Origin of the sequence: Gordonia aichiensis NBRC 108223 (assembly GCF_000332975.1) — a bacterium.
Taxonomy (GTDB): Bacteria; Actinomycetota; Actinomycetes; order Mycobacteriales; family Mycobacteriaceae; genus Gordonia; species Gordonia aichiensis.
The window spans coordinates 144549-159612 of sequence record NZ_BANR01000010.1 but is presented as its reverse complement, the minus strand read 5'-3'; the positions used below and the strand labels follow the sequence as shown (position 1 = coordinate 159612).

At 60.6% G+C, this 15064-nt stretch carries 12 protein-coding genes and 1 pseudogene; 3 read left to right on the top strand and 10 right to left on the bottom strand.

What is annotated here, in order from left to right; genetic code table 11:
• Nucleotides 1-146 precede the first annotated feature (146 nt).
• The 3 genes and pseudogenes from GOACH_RS12470 to GOACH_RS12455 all read left to right on the top strand — a co-directional run bounded on the left by GOACH_RS12470 (nt 147) and on the right by GOACH_RS12455 (nt 4894).
• Entirely contained in the window at nt 147-1250 is a 1104-nt protein-coding gene (locus GOACH_RS12470) for an NAD(P)-dependent alcohol dehydrogenase (RefSeq protein ID WP_005175065.1), read from the top strand.
• Between the two features lie 41 nt (nt 1251-1291).
• Nucleotides 1292-2742: pseudogene (locus GOACH_RS12465) on the top strand (aldehyde dehydrogenase).
• A 490-nt stretch (nt 2743-3232) separates the two neighbouring features.
• The gene (locus GOACH_RS12455; protein ID WP_052003998.1) at nt 3233-4894 is read left to right on the top strand and encodes an AMP-binding protein; all 1662 of its coding nucleotides are present in this window, start codon (nt 3233-3235) and stop codon (nt 4892-4894) included.
• Between the two features lie 64 nt (nt 4895-4958).
• On the opposite strand, the gene GOACH_RS12450 is transcribed toward GOACH_RS12455, so the two are convergent.
• From GOACH_RS12450 to GOACH_RS12405, 10 genes are read right to left on the bottom strand one after another with little or no spacing between them, the layout of a single operon-like run.
• Nucleotides 4959-5522 carry an Rv1363c family protein gene (locus GOACH_RS12450; RefSeq protein WP_005175060.1) on the bottom strand — a complete coding sequence of 188 codons (564 nt, stop codon included), beginning with the start codon at nt 5520-5522 and terminating at the stop codon, nt 4959-4961.
• Nucleotides 5519-6250 (bottom strand): Rv1363c family protein, encoded by a 732-nt coding sequence (locus tag GOACH_RS12445; RefSeq protein ID WP_005175059.1) that lies wholly within the window; start codon nt 6248-6250, stop codon nt 5519-5521. Before GOACH_RS12445 ends, GOACH_RS12450 begins: the two co-directional genes overlap by 4 nt.
• Entirely contained in the window at nt 6226-7644 is a 1419-nt protein-coding gene (locus GOACH_RS12440; RefSeq protein ID WP_005175058.1) for an MCE family protein, read from the bottom strand. The genes GOACH_RS12445 and GOACH_RS12440 overlap by 25 nt, the downstream gene beginning before the upstream one ends.
• Nucleotides 7641-8687, bottom strand: coding sequence for an MCE family protein (locus GOACH_RS12435; protein ID WP_281168899.1), 1047 nt, complete (start codon nt 8685-8687; stop codon nt 7641-7643). The genes GOACH_RS12440 and GOACH_RS12435 overlap by 4 nt, the downstream gene beginning before the upstream one ends.
• Before the next feature lie 53 nt (nt 8688-8740).
• Nucleotides 8741-9925, bottom strand: coding sequence for an MCE family protein (locus GOACH_RS12430; protein WP_005175056.1), 1185 nt, complete (start codon nt 9923-9925; stop codon nt 8741-8743).
• Nucleotides 9922-10929, bottom strand: coding sequence for an MCE family protein (locus tag GOACH_RS12425; RefSeq protein ID WP_005175055.1), 1008 nt, complete (start codon nt 10927-10929; stop codon nt 9922-9924). The genes GOACH_RS12430 and GOACH_RS12425 overlap by 4 nt, the downstream gene beginning before the upstream one ends.
• Complete coding sequence (locus GOACH_RS12420; protein ID WP_005175053.1) at nt 10926-11939, bottom strand: MCE family protein; 1014 nt, start codon at nt 11937-11939, stop codon at nt 10926-10928. Before GOACH_RS12420 ends, GOACH_RS12425 begins: the two co-directional genes overlap by 4 nt.
• Entirely contained in the window at nt 11936-13102 is a 1167-nt protein-coding gene (locus GOACH_RS12415; RefSeq protein ID WP_005175052.1) for an MCE family protein, read from the bottom strand. The genes GOACH_RS12420 and GOACH_RS12415 overlap by 4 nt, the downstream gene beginning before the upstream one ends.
• Nucleotides 13102-13971, bottom strand: a complete 870-nt coding sequence (locus GOACH_RS12410) for an MlaE family ABC transporter permease (protein ID WP_040518565.1) — start codon at nt 13969-13971, stop codon at nt 13102-13104. Before GOACH_RS12410 ends, GOACH_RS12415 begins: the two co-directional genes overlap by 1 nt.
• 27 nt (nt 13972-13998) lie before the next feature.
• Nucleotides 13999-14751: an MlaE family ABC transporter permease gene (locus tag GOACH_RS12405; protein ID WP_085950605.1), complete on the bottom strand. Its 753-nt coding sequence runs from the start codon at nt 14749-14751 to the stop codon at nt 13999-14001.
• Nucleotides 14752-15064 lie beyond the last annotated feature (313 nt).

The window sequence follows — 15064 nt, the reverse complement described above, 5'->3', positions numbered from 1 at the left end:
GGGGGAAGTTCGAGTGATTGTGCCCGTGAACTCTCGTTTCGTCTCTGTGACCTCCATAACATCAGGCCACGTTGACCGCGTATGGCGCGGAGCACCGTCGTGGACACCATCTGTGTTCACGCTGAGGGCCAAGGAGGCATACCACCATGGAAGCAACAGCAGTCATCGTTCCGTCAGTCGGCGCGGAGTTCGAACTCTCGACCGTCGAACTGTCGGACCCCGGACCTGGCGAGGTTCTGGTGAGAATCGTCGGAGTTGGTCTGTGCCATACAGATGCGGCGGTGAAGGAGGGACACCTGCCGTTCCCGTTGCCGGGTGTCCTGGGCCATGAAGGTAGCGGGATCATCGAGGCAGTGGGCGAGGGTGTCGCGGACCTCGCGATCGGCGACAAGGTTGCCCTCAGCTTCAACAGCTGCGGAGACTGCAAGTGGTGCCTGCGCGACGAGCCCGCGAGCTGCGTCAACTTCATGCCGTTCAATTTCGGGGGCGTGCGGGGTGACGGGAGTTCACCCATCGAGCTCAACGGATCGTCGGTCGGAGGCAACTTCTTCGGACAATCCTCCATGGCAACGCATGCCATTGCCAACACGCGCAACGTGGTCAAAGTTCCTGACAGCGTTCCCCTGGAACTGGTTGGACCGTTGGGATGCGGTATCCAAACCGGCGCAGGCGCCGTACTCAACTCGCTCAATGTGGAAGCCGGTTCCAGCGTCGTGGTGACCGGTGCGGGACCGGTTGGCCTGTCAGCGGTCATGGCGGCCGCACTCAGGGGGGCCAAGCACATCGTCGTCGTCGAGCCAAACGCGGGACGTCGTGCGCTCGCGCTTGAACTGGGCGCCACAGCAGCGGTCGACCCCTCAGAAGGTCCGGTCACCGAGCAATTGCGAGGGATCGTCCCCGAGGGCTTCGACTATGCAGCAGACACCACGGCGATAGTCTCCGTTCTCGGAGACCTGATCGGCGCGATGGCGGTCCGCGGAGTCGTAGGTCTCATCGGTGTTCCATCAGACCCGGATGCGGCCCTGCCCCTACCACTCGTGCCGGCGTCGGTTCTCGGGATCACCGTCCGCGGAATCATCGAGGGCGATGCGGACCCGCAGACCTTCATTCCCGAGCTCATCGACTTCTACATGCAGGGCAAGTTCCCCTTCGACAAGCTCATCACGACAATGCCGTTGTCCCAGGCGAACGAGGCGCTCAAAGCACAGCTGACGGGCGACGCAGTCAAAGTCGTTCTGCTTGCCGAGTGACAGTCAAGAGTACTGACGGACCAGAAAGAAGAGAACTCACCATGACATCTGCAACGGATCAGAACACTTTCTTCATCGGAGGCGAGTACAGGAAGCCTGAAGGATCTGGCCGTATTACCGTTATCTCGCCGAACACCGAACAGGCGCTGGGCTCGGTTCCTGACGGAACCGACGCCGACATCGACGCCGCGGTCGCCGCAGCGCGTCGGGCATTCACCGACGCCGACGGCTGGGGCGGGTGGACGGCGGACCAGCGCGCGAGCGCGATGGAGCGGCTGGCCGACGAGCTCGACAAGCGAGCTGGCGATCTTGCGCAGGCAGTCAGCGCACAGAACGGCATGCCCATCGCGGTCGCTCAACAACTCGAAGCCGTTTTTCCTCAACTCCTGCTGCGTTATTACGCCGGACTTGCCCGGGAGCACGCGTTCGAGGAGACCCGACCGGGAGTGCTCGGCGGGTCCACCCTGGTGACGAGCAGTCCTGTGGGGGTTGTGGGAGCCATCGTTCCGTGGAACTTCCCCCAGGCCCTCGCGGCATTCAAGTACGCCCCCGGGCTGGCCGCGGGCTGTACCTTCGTGCTCAAGCCGTCTCCTGAAACGGTGTTCGACGCATACATTTTCGCCGATGCTGTTGCGGCAGCGGGGATTCCGGAAGGCGTCATCAACATCGTGCCCGGCGGACGTGAACTCGGTGCCTACCTCGTCTCGCACCCGGATATCGACAAGGTCGCATTCACCGGGTCCTCGTCGGCAGGACGGAGTATCGCCGAAGTATGTGGGCGCCTGCTTCGGCCGGTCACTCTGGAACTGGGTGGCAAGTCGGCTGCCATCATCCTCGATGACGCCGATCTCGATCTGGCAAAGGTCGGCGAGCAGATCTTCGGCGCCACGCTGCTCAACAACGGGCAGACGTGCTTCCTGGGTACTCGAATCCTCGCTCCCCGTAGTCGCTACGACGAAGTCGTCGAAACCTTCGCGGGACTCGCAGGCTCTCTGCAGGTCGGTAGTGCATTGGAGCCGACCACTCAGATCGGCCCCATGGCGACTTCACGCCAGCGGGACCGGGTCGAGTCATACATCGCCAAGGGCAAGGGCGACGGCGCCAAGATCGCTGCTGGAGGTGGTCGCCCACAAGCGCTGGATCAGGGATGGTTCGTCGAGCCGACGATCTTCGCCGATGTAGACAACAACTATGCGATTGCACAGGAGGAGATCTTCGGGCCAGTCCTCTCGGTCATCGCGTACGACGGTGACGATGATGCGGTCGCCATTGCCAACGCCAGTGACTACGGACTCGGGGGCTCAGTATGGACCTCCGACCACGATCACGGTGTCGCGGTTGCGCGTCGCGTCGTGACGGGCAGCCTGGGCATCAACGCGTATCTCCCTGACCCTCCGCTCCTTTCGGAGGGGTGAAGGCATCAGGACTCGGGCGTGAACTCGGGCCTGAGGGCCTGTCGGCCTACCTCGAAAAGAAGTCGATCTACCTGTGACCGAGGGGTGACGCCGCGGATTCAGGCCGGGCGTCTAACGGCCGGCGTGCGACAGACGATGACGTACGTCGGCCGTTGCCGTTCCCGAGGAAGCAGAACCATCTATCCATCCTGATCTATCAAGGAGTTGTCGATGATGTTCCCGCCACACCGTATTCGGGTCATGTCAGGTTCAGGAATATGACCACATTGCTGCCGGGCGGTGGACGCTCACCTGATCCGGCCCCGGACCCGTTCCTCGTCGAAATCGTCGAGTTCTACGCGCGGTGGGAACCTTTCGGGGGCGCGCGCCGGTGACATCCTCGTCAATTTCGGGATGTCGCGAACCGAGTTCGAACGCCGCGTGCTGGCGGCTCTCGACGATGTGCGTTTCCGGCGGTACTGGCTTGACAACTCAGATCTATACCAGCGCATGCGAACTCGTGCTGCGAGCGCGTAGCTACGGCAACCATTGCCAAGTTAATTCACCGAACACCACCGAATGAAGGACATGGACGTGACCACACAGACATACCCTGGCGTGAAGCCCCGGGAACGTTACTCGGAGGAACAACTCGCGCAGTTTCGTGCGTCGGGATGCTGGAGAGACGAGAGCTTGGCCGAATGGGTTTCGCACTGGGCGGAGGTTCAACCGGACCAGACGGCGTTCTCTGATGGAGATGTCTCGATCACGTGGGGGGAGCTGGAGAACAGAGGATTCCGACTCGCGCTTGCTCTGAAGGATCGCGGCATCGGTCTGGGAGACAGAGTGCAGGTTCAACTTCCGAACTGGAGCGAGTTCGCCGTCATCTATGTTGCCCTCGCGCGCATCGGCGCCGTCTTGGTACCTACAATGCCGATCTATCGCCATGACGAGGTCGAGTACGTCATCAATCATTCCAGCGCGCGAATGGCATTTGTTCCCAGTTCCTTTCGGTCATTCGACTACGTCGCCATGCACGCCGACATCGCGGACAACTGTCCCGATCTCGCCGAGGTGGTCGTGGTGCGCCCTGAGGAGGACTTCAAAGGCACTCGACTAGAGGACCTGATCGGCAGCGGGCCCACACCTACTGACGACGAACTCGGTCCGGTGCCACACGCTGACGAGGATCATGCAATCATCTACACCTCGGGGACCGAGTCGCGTCCCAAGGGCTGCCAACACACCTTCAACACGATCACTTTCAGCCTCTACAACCTGTGTCGCGACATCATGGGCATGCGGCCAGGTGAGGTGATGTTCCAACCCTCGCCGATCACGCACGCAACGGGCCTGATGACGGGTGTGGCCGGACCGATAGTTCTCGGGGCAGCGGCGCATCTGATGCCGGTGTGGGAACCTCACGATGGTATGCGCCGAATCCAGCAGTATGGCTGCACCATGAGTACGACCGCGACACCGTTCGTGCGTATGGCGCTTGACGTCATGAACTCCGAAACGGCGGATTTCGATCTCAGCTCTCTCCGAACGTGGATCTGCGCCGGAGCGCCCATCCCTCAGGCGTTGCTGGAGGAGTGGCGTGACAACATGCCTACGACAGCGCTACTGCCCCTCTACGGGTGTAGTGAAGGTTTCATCGTGACGGCGTGTGTGCCGGGCGACCTACCGGAAAAGATCGTGAGTTCGGACGGAAAGCCCTCTCCCGGCGTAACGCTGGAAGTACGGAACGCCGACGGTGAGGCTGTAGGTCCGGGCGAGGAGGGAGAGATCTGGCACGGCGGCCCGGGCCTGATGTTGTCGTATTGGAACAATCCGAGCCAGACGAGCCACGATATCGATGCGAGGAATATGAAGCGTTCCGGGGATCTGGGCCGTCTGGACGGTGACGGCTATCTGAGAGTTACCGGACGCATCAAAGATCTCATCATCAGAGGAGGTACGAACATCTCTGCGCGCGAGATCGAGGAGCATCTCATGACGCACCCCGCGGTTGGCGCGGCGGCCATCGTGGGATTCCCCGACGAAAGACTCGGTGAACGAGCCTGCGCGTTTGTGGTGACGGTTGACGACCAATCGATCGATCTCGCGGAAGTCGTGAGATTCTTGCGCGATGAGCGCAAGATCGCGATTCAAAAACTGCCGGAGCGGCTGGAGATTGTCGAATCGCTTCCGATGACCGCAACGGGCAAGATCCAGAAGTTCTTGTTGCGAGACACGATCGTGAGCTGAGTAGGTAGTCCAGACAATGCTGTGGCCCAGGCCGATCACGGCCTGGGCCACAGCATTGTTGTGATCAAACCGGTTGGAGTGCTGAGATCTTCCAGGTGTTGTCGGCACGCGTCGTGGTCACTTTGACACGGCTGCCGTCGATCTTAGGAGTGGGTTCGTCAGAGCTGGACGTTGTCTGGTTGATGAACATCAGGATCGTGACCGAGTCACCTGTCGTTCCGATGACCCCTGATTCGGCGACTTTCGCATTGGTCACCAGATCCCGCTTCTTTGCCTCCGGGATGATCGACTCGGTGCTGAGTTTCTTGAAGTCATCGTGAAACTTTCCGGTCAGGAGATCGTACTTTGAATCAAAATCCTTGTCTATCTCCTTTGCCCGATAAGAGAGCAGTGTTGGCACAGTCTTTCTCATCACGGCGAGTGCTGTGTTCTCGTCTTCGATGCGTGCATTGTCTGAGTGCAACTGCGCGAAGAAGTAGCCGAACAATCCTGCGGCGACCAGCACAGCGACAGCCAGTGCACCAGCGATCGCGCGCACACGAGTGCGTGATAACGAACCGATTTTTGCTATCAGACGCGACCAGACGCGGGTGGCGGCAGCAAACGAGCGTGCGACGACGTTCTTCATGAGACGAACTCCACATTCGAGACCAACCATCGGTTGTCCTTGTTGGTCAGACTGACTTTCATGCGATAGACGCGGGGTTGGCCCTCTGGTGCCTGTGCGTTCTTCACGGTTGACGTGACCGCCGCGATAGTTGTGGCACTGGTCTTGTCGGCGTTCAAGACAGCGACCTCGCGCGCCTCGCCTGTTGATTCCACTTTCCCCTGTTGCAAGACGGTCGAGAAGCTACCGGTGGTGTCGCCCATCTGGTTGAGGAACTCCCCGGTTGCATTTTCACGAATACGTTTGACGTCTTCGTCCGCGCTCCCGTACCGCAAGGTCACCAGGTTCTTCGCTGCCTGTTTGGTGGCTGCGATCACCTCCGCATGACGGTTGGCCGCAACTGTGCGGTCGTGATGCTGTACACCGGTGACAACGGCTCCCGCTGCCAATCCCGCGGCCACCAAAAAGCCGCCGGCGAAGAGTGCGGCTCGCCGAGTACCGCCGGGACCGACGACCTGCTGCGCTCGTTCGGAGTCGATGCCGTCCCCGTCCTCGGATTCTTGCTCGTCCTGGGCGTCCGACGATGGCCCTGCGGCAGCTCCTGTGGTGCCCTCCTCGTCTGGCTCCTCGCCGGCGTCGGTCCCTGAGTTGGTCTCCTCAGTCGGGTCGGTGAGTTCGAGTCCGCCCGACGTGGTCGTTTCTGGCGCTTCGGAGTCAGGTGTAGTCACTTCGGGAATAGCTGTTGCCATTGGGTTTTCACTCCCTTGTCGTTCGGTCCCATGATCAGATTGCCGAGTTGTAGAGTCACTCCTTCCGGGGTCGTGAACTTTCCGGTTTCAGGGTCGTACGGAACAGCCACCTCGGTGCGTGTTTTCGGCCCTTCAGGCTTCCTGTTCTTGGGCGGAGCCGCCGCCGCGGTGTCAGGTGTTGTCGGCCGGGCCAACATCTGTGGCCATGTGGATGGAAGACCCCCAGGGCAGTTGGCGATGTCGGCTGTGCGTACCGACGGGTCGGTGGCACACGGAAGGTTTCGGGCTCCGCGAACGACTCTCGGGTCGGACTTCGGTAGCTTGCAGTATGTGTTGTCCGGTGATGCGACCGGACTTACATCCGACGGGTCACGACGTTGCGTCTTCTGATATCCCTCGGTACAGGGCGGCGGATTCCCGGTGTTGCCGAGCTTGATGTCGAGATGGCCTTGTCCTGACGAAAGATCCGACGGGATCTGCACTCCTTCGTGCATCGCGTTGATCGCGGCGGTGGCGGCAGGGTAGACAACCAACACGTGCCGCAGTGCAGGGGTATTCACGCGAAGCACTTCACCCACCGATTGAAGATTGGCCAGCAGGATGGGCAGCGACGGGTTCAGGTCATTCAACGTTTCGCTGGCGGTCTCGAAGAATGGTGTACCTGTGCGCAGGGCGGTCTGGAGGTCGCTGTCGCTCATAGCCAAAGTGTGGGTGAAGGCATTGAGGTCCGTGGCCAGCGACGAAATCTGAGCGCCCGAGGCGTCGAGTTGCCCGAGAACCGGGCCCATGTCCTTGATCAGGTCCGTGGTCGGCGTGATGTCGGCCTTGGCCCTTCGCACGAGGTCGGAAGAGGCGATGAGTGCCCGATTCAGTTCTGGTCCGACATTGTCCACCGCAGTCGACGCCTCGTCCACGACGGTGTGCAGCGAATCCTTGGGCACTGTCTCGAGCAGTCCGTAGACCTTTCGTATGACCTCTGTGGCTGGGATCGGGATATTGGTGCGGCTCTGCGTGATTCGTGATCCGTCGTGGAGTAGTGCCCCCGTGGAGGACGTCGGAACGAGGTCGATGAACTGTTCTCCCGCTACCGACACGCTGCGAACATACGCAGTGGTATCGGCAGGAATCTTGTTGTCGGATTCAATCTGAAGCTGGGCGCTCGCGCCGTTTCCCGACACATTGAGGGCTGTCACTATTCCGACATCTACCCCACGATAGGTGACCAGTGCATTCGGGTAGAGCCCGCCGCCGTCGCGCAGTTCAGCGGTGACGGTGTAGGTTCCGATTCCGGTGTACCGCTGGAACCCGCCGTAGGCGTACCCTGCGTAACCCACCGCGAGTAATGCGATCACCCCGAAGACGATCAGTTGCGCGCGCACAAGGCGGGATCTCATCGGTGGGCCTCCTGCTTGTGGTCGAGCGGTGCACGCAGCGGATCTGCGTCGGACCGGGCGGTCTGAGGCCGCGCATTGGGCAGGCGGCCAACGCTGGGAATGACCACTTTGGCGATCTTGTCTGCGCTGATGTCAAGCGTGAGGAACAGGTTCATGTAGTCACCGCGGATGGCTCGAGACGTCGTGTTGATGGGGAAGGGGACCGTCAGCGCGATCTTGAGAGCCTCGGTCAGGTTCGTACCGGATTTCGACAGCTGGTCGAGGGTGGGTTTCAGCGATGACACGTCAGATGTCAGATCATCACGGCTTCGGTTCAGGACGCCGGTCGCCGCATCGCCGAATCTACCGACGGAGTCCAACATCCGGACCAGTTCATCCTGCTGGGTGTCGAGGATCGCGAGTGCGGGCGAGATCGAGTCGATGCCCTTCGCGATCGTCGATTGCTGCTTCTTCAGTTCACCGCTGAGCTTGGCCAGACCGTCCACCGCGTTCTGAATGTCGCGGCGCTGATCGGACAGCCCAGATACCAGGGTGTTCAGGCGACGAATAAGGCTACGCGACGAGTCTTCGTGCCCCGTCATGACGCGGTCGAGTTCCGAGGTGATCGTACGTAGCTGCTGCAGTCCCGAGCCGTTGAGGACAAGAGAGAGCGACGAGAGAACCTCTTCAACCGCAGGGTACTGGCTCGTGTCCTTGAGGGCGATCCTCATCCCGTCGTGCAACTGACCTTTCGGTTCCTGTCCCTTGGGAACCGACAACTCGATGTACTGCGACCCGAACAGACTTGTCTGCGCCAGCGCGGCGTTGACGTTCGCCGGAATGTTCTTGTCCTTGTCGAGTTCGAGTACCAGTTTGGCGTGCCAGCCGTCCACTGTGATGGATCGGATGTTCCCGACTGTCACGTTGTCGACCTTGACCGGCGAGTTGCCTACCATGTTCTGGGCGTTCGCGAGCTCAACCTCGACCCGATAGGTGTCGCCGTCTGAGGTGTTTCCGGGCAGAGGCACCGAGTTGACCCCACTGAAAGAGCAGGCTGCGCACATCCACAGTGCCGCGCAGGCAGCTACGACCGGCGCCAGCCGGCGTACATCGATCTTCATCGTCCCCCCTGCTCGGTGGTTGATTTCGGGCCTGAATCCTTCTGGGTCCGGCCTGTACCCGTGGCCGTTGTCTTGACCGCCTGGGCTGCGTTCTGGCTCAGGCGGGATACCGCGGAACTACATTCGCTCTGCGGTGCATTCGCAGTTGTCAACAGTGCGCATATCAACGACTTCGGATCAGGAACATCAGGCATGCCGAGCGCGCCCGTGAGCGAATTCGCCTTGGGGTCATAGATGTTGTAGAAGTCCGAGACTGCGGTCGGCAGACCGTGCAGGATGCTGCCCAAGGTGTCCATTCGGTTGACGAGCAGCTTCGTGATGGTGTTCGCCTTTTCTACGTCCCTTGTCAGCGCATCTCTGTTCGTTTCGAGGAAGGTGCGCACCTGGTCGAAGGCCGCGTCGAGACTCTTGAGGAGCGTCGCAACCTCGGTTCGGTTGTTGGCGAGCACATTCGAGAACTGTGCGAGCTGAGTCGTGAAGGTGCCGATCTGCCTATCCGATTCCGCCATGGCCGAGGTGAATGACGACAGGTTGCGAACGGTTGCGAACAGGTTGTCGCCGCCCTTGTCCAACGAGGTCGTGGCGCGAGAGAGTTGCGTGAGCGCATTACGCAGCGCTTGTCCATTACCCTCGACTACCCCAGCAGTCGTATCGATGAATCGGTTGAGGGACCCCTTCTCATCGTGGGTCGTCGGACCCACATCGTCGGCGAGTTGGACGAGCTGCTTCTTGATCTCATCGAACTCGACGGGCGTTGCGGTGCGTTGCACAGGAATCGTCGAATTGTTCTCGAGCACCGGGCCTTTCGTATAAGCGGGCGCCAGCTGTACGTAGCGACCCGACACCAGCGTCGGAGCGATGATCGCAGCTTGGGCATCAGCGGGAATCGCGTACCCGTCATCAACGGTGATGTCGACGCGAACCGATCCGCTCTCGGGTGTGATGGAGTTGACGGTTCCCACCGGAACCCCGAGCACCATGACACGGTCTCCGCTGTAGAGGCCCGCAGAGTTTCGGAAGTGCACCTTGAGGTGGGTCTTATCCGGCCCGCCAAGGTACATGGCCGTACCGGCGGCGACTACGATGAGTGCGAGTAGGCAGGTCAGAACCTTTCCCGGTGTCGTGGTGGCGCGCGTGGTGGCAGGGAGGCTGAATACCTTTGTGCGTGCGTGCTTTGTCATCTCGGCGCTCCCGGGCTCGAAGGCTGCTGGCCGTTGAGATTTGCAGGCAAGATGTTCTGCAACAGAACGTTGAAGAACGGTCCACTACCAGCGACTTCTCCGAGTTGGTAGGTGAACGACCTCATTCCGGTCAGCGACTTGTCGATGTTCTGGTAGTTGCGGTTGAGCAGGTCAAGCACGGAGTTGAGTTGATCGAGTGTCGGTTTCATGGTGCTGCGGACGTCGGCGGAGAGGCCGGTCAGTGCATCGGCCACCTGAGAGGCCTGCACGATGACGGCATGGATTGTGTCTGCGCGTGAATTGAGCGCCGAGAACAGTTGCGTCCCCTGCCCCATGAGCGCAGCAACCTGGGTGTTGCGTTTGGCGAGGATGTCAGTGCTTTCGGCAGAATTGGTCAGTAGCGATTGCAACTCGGTATCGCGAGATCCGATGGTTGCGGACAGCCGGGCTACGCCGTCGAGTGACGACCTGAGATCGTCGGGTAACGCCGCCTGGACATCGCTGAGCTGATCGAGCGCCGCGGACAGGTTGGGCTTGTCGGTGCGTGACACCTTTTTGGTTACCTCTTGCAGACTCTTGGTCACGTCGTAGCCAGAAGTCGTGCGCGCGAGGGGAATGGTCGCGCCGTCGTCGAGTGAACCCGGACCCTCGGGTTCGAGATCGACGTAGCGTTGTCCAAGTGCGGTCTTGACTTTGATCGCAGCTCTGGTATCGGTTCCGAGCCGTTGGTTCTTGGAGTCGACCGACATATCGACCCGAACCCGGTCGCCTTCCAGGGATATCTTCTCGACGGTACCGACCTCGACTCCCGCGATCATCACGGGATCAGATGTCATGAGACCGCTTGCGTCGCCGAACTGCGCACTGAGATCGTCGGAACTGTTGATCACAGGAACCGAGCGGAGATTGAAGGCGATCAACAAGAGCACGATGATCCCTGCGGTCCCCACGACGCCCAGCGTTACCGGGTTTCGTTCTGTCATAGATTTTTTCAGGTCGATCACGGTTGGCACCTCGCGGCCGGTGATGTGAACATCGGGGTCTGGTCTGCGCGGCCGGCGCCGTATTTGATCGCCATTCCACAGACAAAGAAGTTGACGAAACTGCCGTAGCTCGACGCGCGAGTCGTCAGGCGGTACGTCTCGGGTAGCTTGTTCAGCACCAGTTGGAGGGTGTCAGCCTGGGAATTGAGGTTCTGTGAGAGCGTGCCCAGGTTGGCGATGCTCGCGGCGAGATCGGGGCGTACCGAGGTCACCACATCGCCCAACGCCGCGGTGAGGCCGTCGACCTTCACCAAGGACCTGCTGATCGAATCCCGGTCGGCAGATAGCCCTCGGACGAGATCGGCCAGTCCGTCGATGAGGCTGTCGAAACGATCGTGGCGATCGTTGATGGTGCGCAGGACATCGTTGAAGTTCGAGATGATCTGGCCGATGGCTTCATCCCGATCCGCGATGGCGGTGGTCATCGGTGTCAGCTCGCTGATCAATGAGGAAATGGCTGTCTCCTGTCCGTTGAGGACTGCGATCAGTGAGGTTGCCAACCTGTTGGTCTGATCCGGGTCGAGTCCCGTGAGGAGTGGGCGAAAGCCGTTGACCACCTGATCGATGTCGAGCGCGGGAGTGGTTTGCGAGGCAGGAATTGTCTCGCCGGGCTGCAAAGTGCTCATGTCTCCCGTGCCTTGCCGCAATTCGACGAAACGGTCGCCGATCAGATTCTTGTATCGAATTGCTACTTCGGTTCCGTGATAGAGCCGATGTGACTTGTCGACACTGAATTCGACGATTGCGCCATCTCGTCCGTCGAGTGAAACTTTCGACACCGAGCCGACGGGAACGCCTGCTATTCGTACTTCAGAACCCTCCCGGATGCCGGAAGCAGAGCTGAATACCGCCTTGTAATCCTGGCTCGGACCGAACCTCAGATTGCCCGCGAGCACAGCAACGAAGGCGCCGGACAGCAGGGTTATGACGACGAAGACGCCCAGCTTCGCCAGGGTTGCACCCATTCTCATGACTCACCTCCGAACAGCATGGTTGCCAGTGGATTCCCGATCAGATCGTCGATCCCCTTGGTCGCGTGGTATGCATCGCTCCCGTCGTCGAATGCGAAGTGCGAGTGCACCGGGCCGGATTGTTCCCGACAGCTGGCACCAGTGTTCGGTGTTCCTACCTTCGGAAGATTGTCGGGATAGGTGTAGGGGGGATTTCCCATGAGCAACGTGCCGGTGATGTTCAGACCCGGTCTGTCGCTTCCGCCGACGGTACGTTCGAGGTAGCGGTTCGACTGCGCGAGGTTGGCCAGGAAGCAGGGGAGGATGGGGGAGAACTCCCCGAGGAGGCCGAGTGGGTTCCTCAGACTCTTCGCCGCGCGCTCGAGCGGCAACCCGCCTTTGGCGAAGAAGTCGTGTCCTGCCTGGCCGAAGTCGGTGAAGCTCAACACGAATGCGGTGAACTGTTTCTCGTTGCGGGTCAACGTCTGCGAGGTCGTCGTCAGGTTGTTCACCGTCGAGAGCAGGTCTGGAGCCGCATCCGCGAGACGCTCACTGACATGTGACACAGAGACGAGATCGGAACGGAGCTGCCCGATCAGGGGATTGAACTCGGCCAGGTAGTCGTCGAGTTGGTCGACCAGCGTGCCAACGCGGTCACCGGTGCCGGCGAGTGCTGTCGACAAGTTGTTGGTCGTCGTGGTCACCTTCTGAGGGTCGACCTGTTTGAGCACGCGGACGAGCGACGCCAACAGATCGTCGACCTCTGTGGTCACTTCGTTGGCGATCAGAACCTCGCCGTCGTGCAGCGACCTCGGTGACGGATCGGTAGGCGTAACCAGTGTCACGAACTTCCGGCCGAGGAGAGTGGTGGGATCAATTGTGGCGGTGACGTTATCGGGGATGTTCGGCACCTGGTCATCGTCCATGGCCAGCGTTATATGTGAACGATTCCCGGTCAGGTTCAGATCGGTGACCCGCCCGACCACCACGCCGTTGAGTTTGACATCGCTTCCCTTTTCAAGGAGAAGTCCCGAGCGGTCGGACACCAGAGTGATTTCGGTGGTGCTCTTCAGTGCCCCGCGGTAGAGCGCGATCGATAGTGCAACAGATGCGACGAGTGCAACCACCAGCAGCACACCGAGGAGAACGTTTGTTCTTCGGCTGAGCTCATGAAAGTGTCCCATCAGCCGGCAACCTTCACCGCGCCGGACGGACCACCGTAGACAGCAAGGCCGACGAGCAGATCAATGAGCATGACTGCGATGAGCGAAGTCCGAACCGCTCGTCCAACGGCGACGCCTACACCTGCGGGCCCACCGTTCGCGTTGTATCCGTGGTAGCAGTGCACACACATCACCACGACTGCCATGCAGAGCACTTTGACTGCGGACCAGAGAACGTCCTTGGGTATCAGGAAGACACTGAAGTAGTGCGAATAGGTTCCCGACGCCTGGCCATACAAGACAATGGTGACAAATTGTGTTGCGGAGTAGCCGACTATGAGTGAGACGGCGTAGAGCGGTATCACGGCAATCGTGCCCGCGATCAAGCGCGTGGATACGAGAAAAGGCATCGACGGGATCGACATGGTTTCCAGCGCGTCGATCTCTTCGCTGACACGCATGGCGCCGAGCTGTGCTGTGAAACCTGCACCCACCGTAGCGGTCAGTGCAATGCCCGCGATTGCGGGGATTGCCTCGCGCGTGTTGAAGAACGCTGAGATGAACCCCGCGAACGCTCCGAGACCGATGCGCCCGAGTGAGGAGGCGCCCTGCTGGCCGACCTCGTACCCGACAGCGGTAGAGAGCATCGCGACAATCACCACTGTGCCGCCGATCACCGCAAGTGCTCCGCTGCCCATGCTGACCTCAGCCAGCAGCCTGAGTACTTCGACGCGGTAGCGGTGCAGTGTGCGGGGTGCCGCGGCTACGGTCTGTGCGTAGAACGACACCTGTTTGCCCATGTTGTCGAGGACGCCCACGGGAACGTCGGCGGCCCGCTGCGCCGCATCCGCGGCTCGAGGCCGGGAAGGGCGTGATTGTGTTGAAGTCACTGTGGATTCCTTCCTGATCACCGGTGATCAGTGCAGGGCGATGGTCGTGATGACCGAGTTCGCGAGGAAGAGGAGAAGAAAGGAGAAGACGACCGTTTGATTGACGGCGTCGCCGACTCCCTTCGGGCCGCCTTTCACGTTGAGTCCGAGGTGACACGCGACCAGTCCTGCGAGCAGGCCGAACACGCCGGCCTTGACCTCACTCACGATGAAGTCGGGGAGACCGGTGATGACCGAGATACTGGTGATGTACTGGCCCGGTGAGGCCCCCTGGAGCCACACGGTGGAGATGTAACCGCCGACGATTCCGACGGCGGACACCAACCCATTGAGAAGGATCGCGACACACGTCGAGGCCGCCACCCTCGGTACACACAGGCGTTGGATCGGATCGATACCGAGCACTCGCATCGCATCGATCTCTTCGCGAATCGTCCGTGACCCCAGATCTGCGCAGATGGCTGTGGATCCCGCGCCTGCGACGACGAGCACGGTGATCACCGGGCCTATTTCCCTGATGATGGCCACACCCGCGCCCGCGCCGCTGAGGTCGACGGCTCCGACCTCGGCGAGCAGGATGTTGATCTCGTAGACGAACATCATGCAGAAGGGGATGGACATCGCCAACGCCGGAAAAATGGAGATCGAGGCTATGAACCATGCCTGCGCGAAGAACTCGCGGGTCTGAAACCTCGACGTCAGGAGATAACGGAAACTCTCCAGCGAGGTCGCGTAGAACCCGCCGACGGCACGCGGAAGGACCGCTGTTCCCGATTTCAATGAGCTGAGACGCTTGGACGCCTCCGCATGTACAACGGTCACACTCACCCCATTCACCTCTCGCCACTCGGTGGTCGTGAACAGTTCACGGACTACTGCAGCGACTGACGTGGACAGTGAGTCAGCGCTCTACCGAGGGAATATGTGTGTTGCTTCACATAAGCGCAACGATCCAACACGCTATCGACGGGCAGTGCGTGCGGAAACACCCCTTCTGGGGAGATTTCGCACCCCTGAGCGGGGTGAAGGAGGGATGGGCGGCGTCGAGCGGTTGCCTTAAAGGGTCAGACCATTATATCTTTCGACAGGAGAG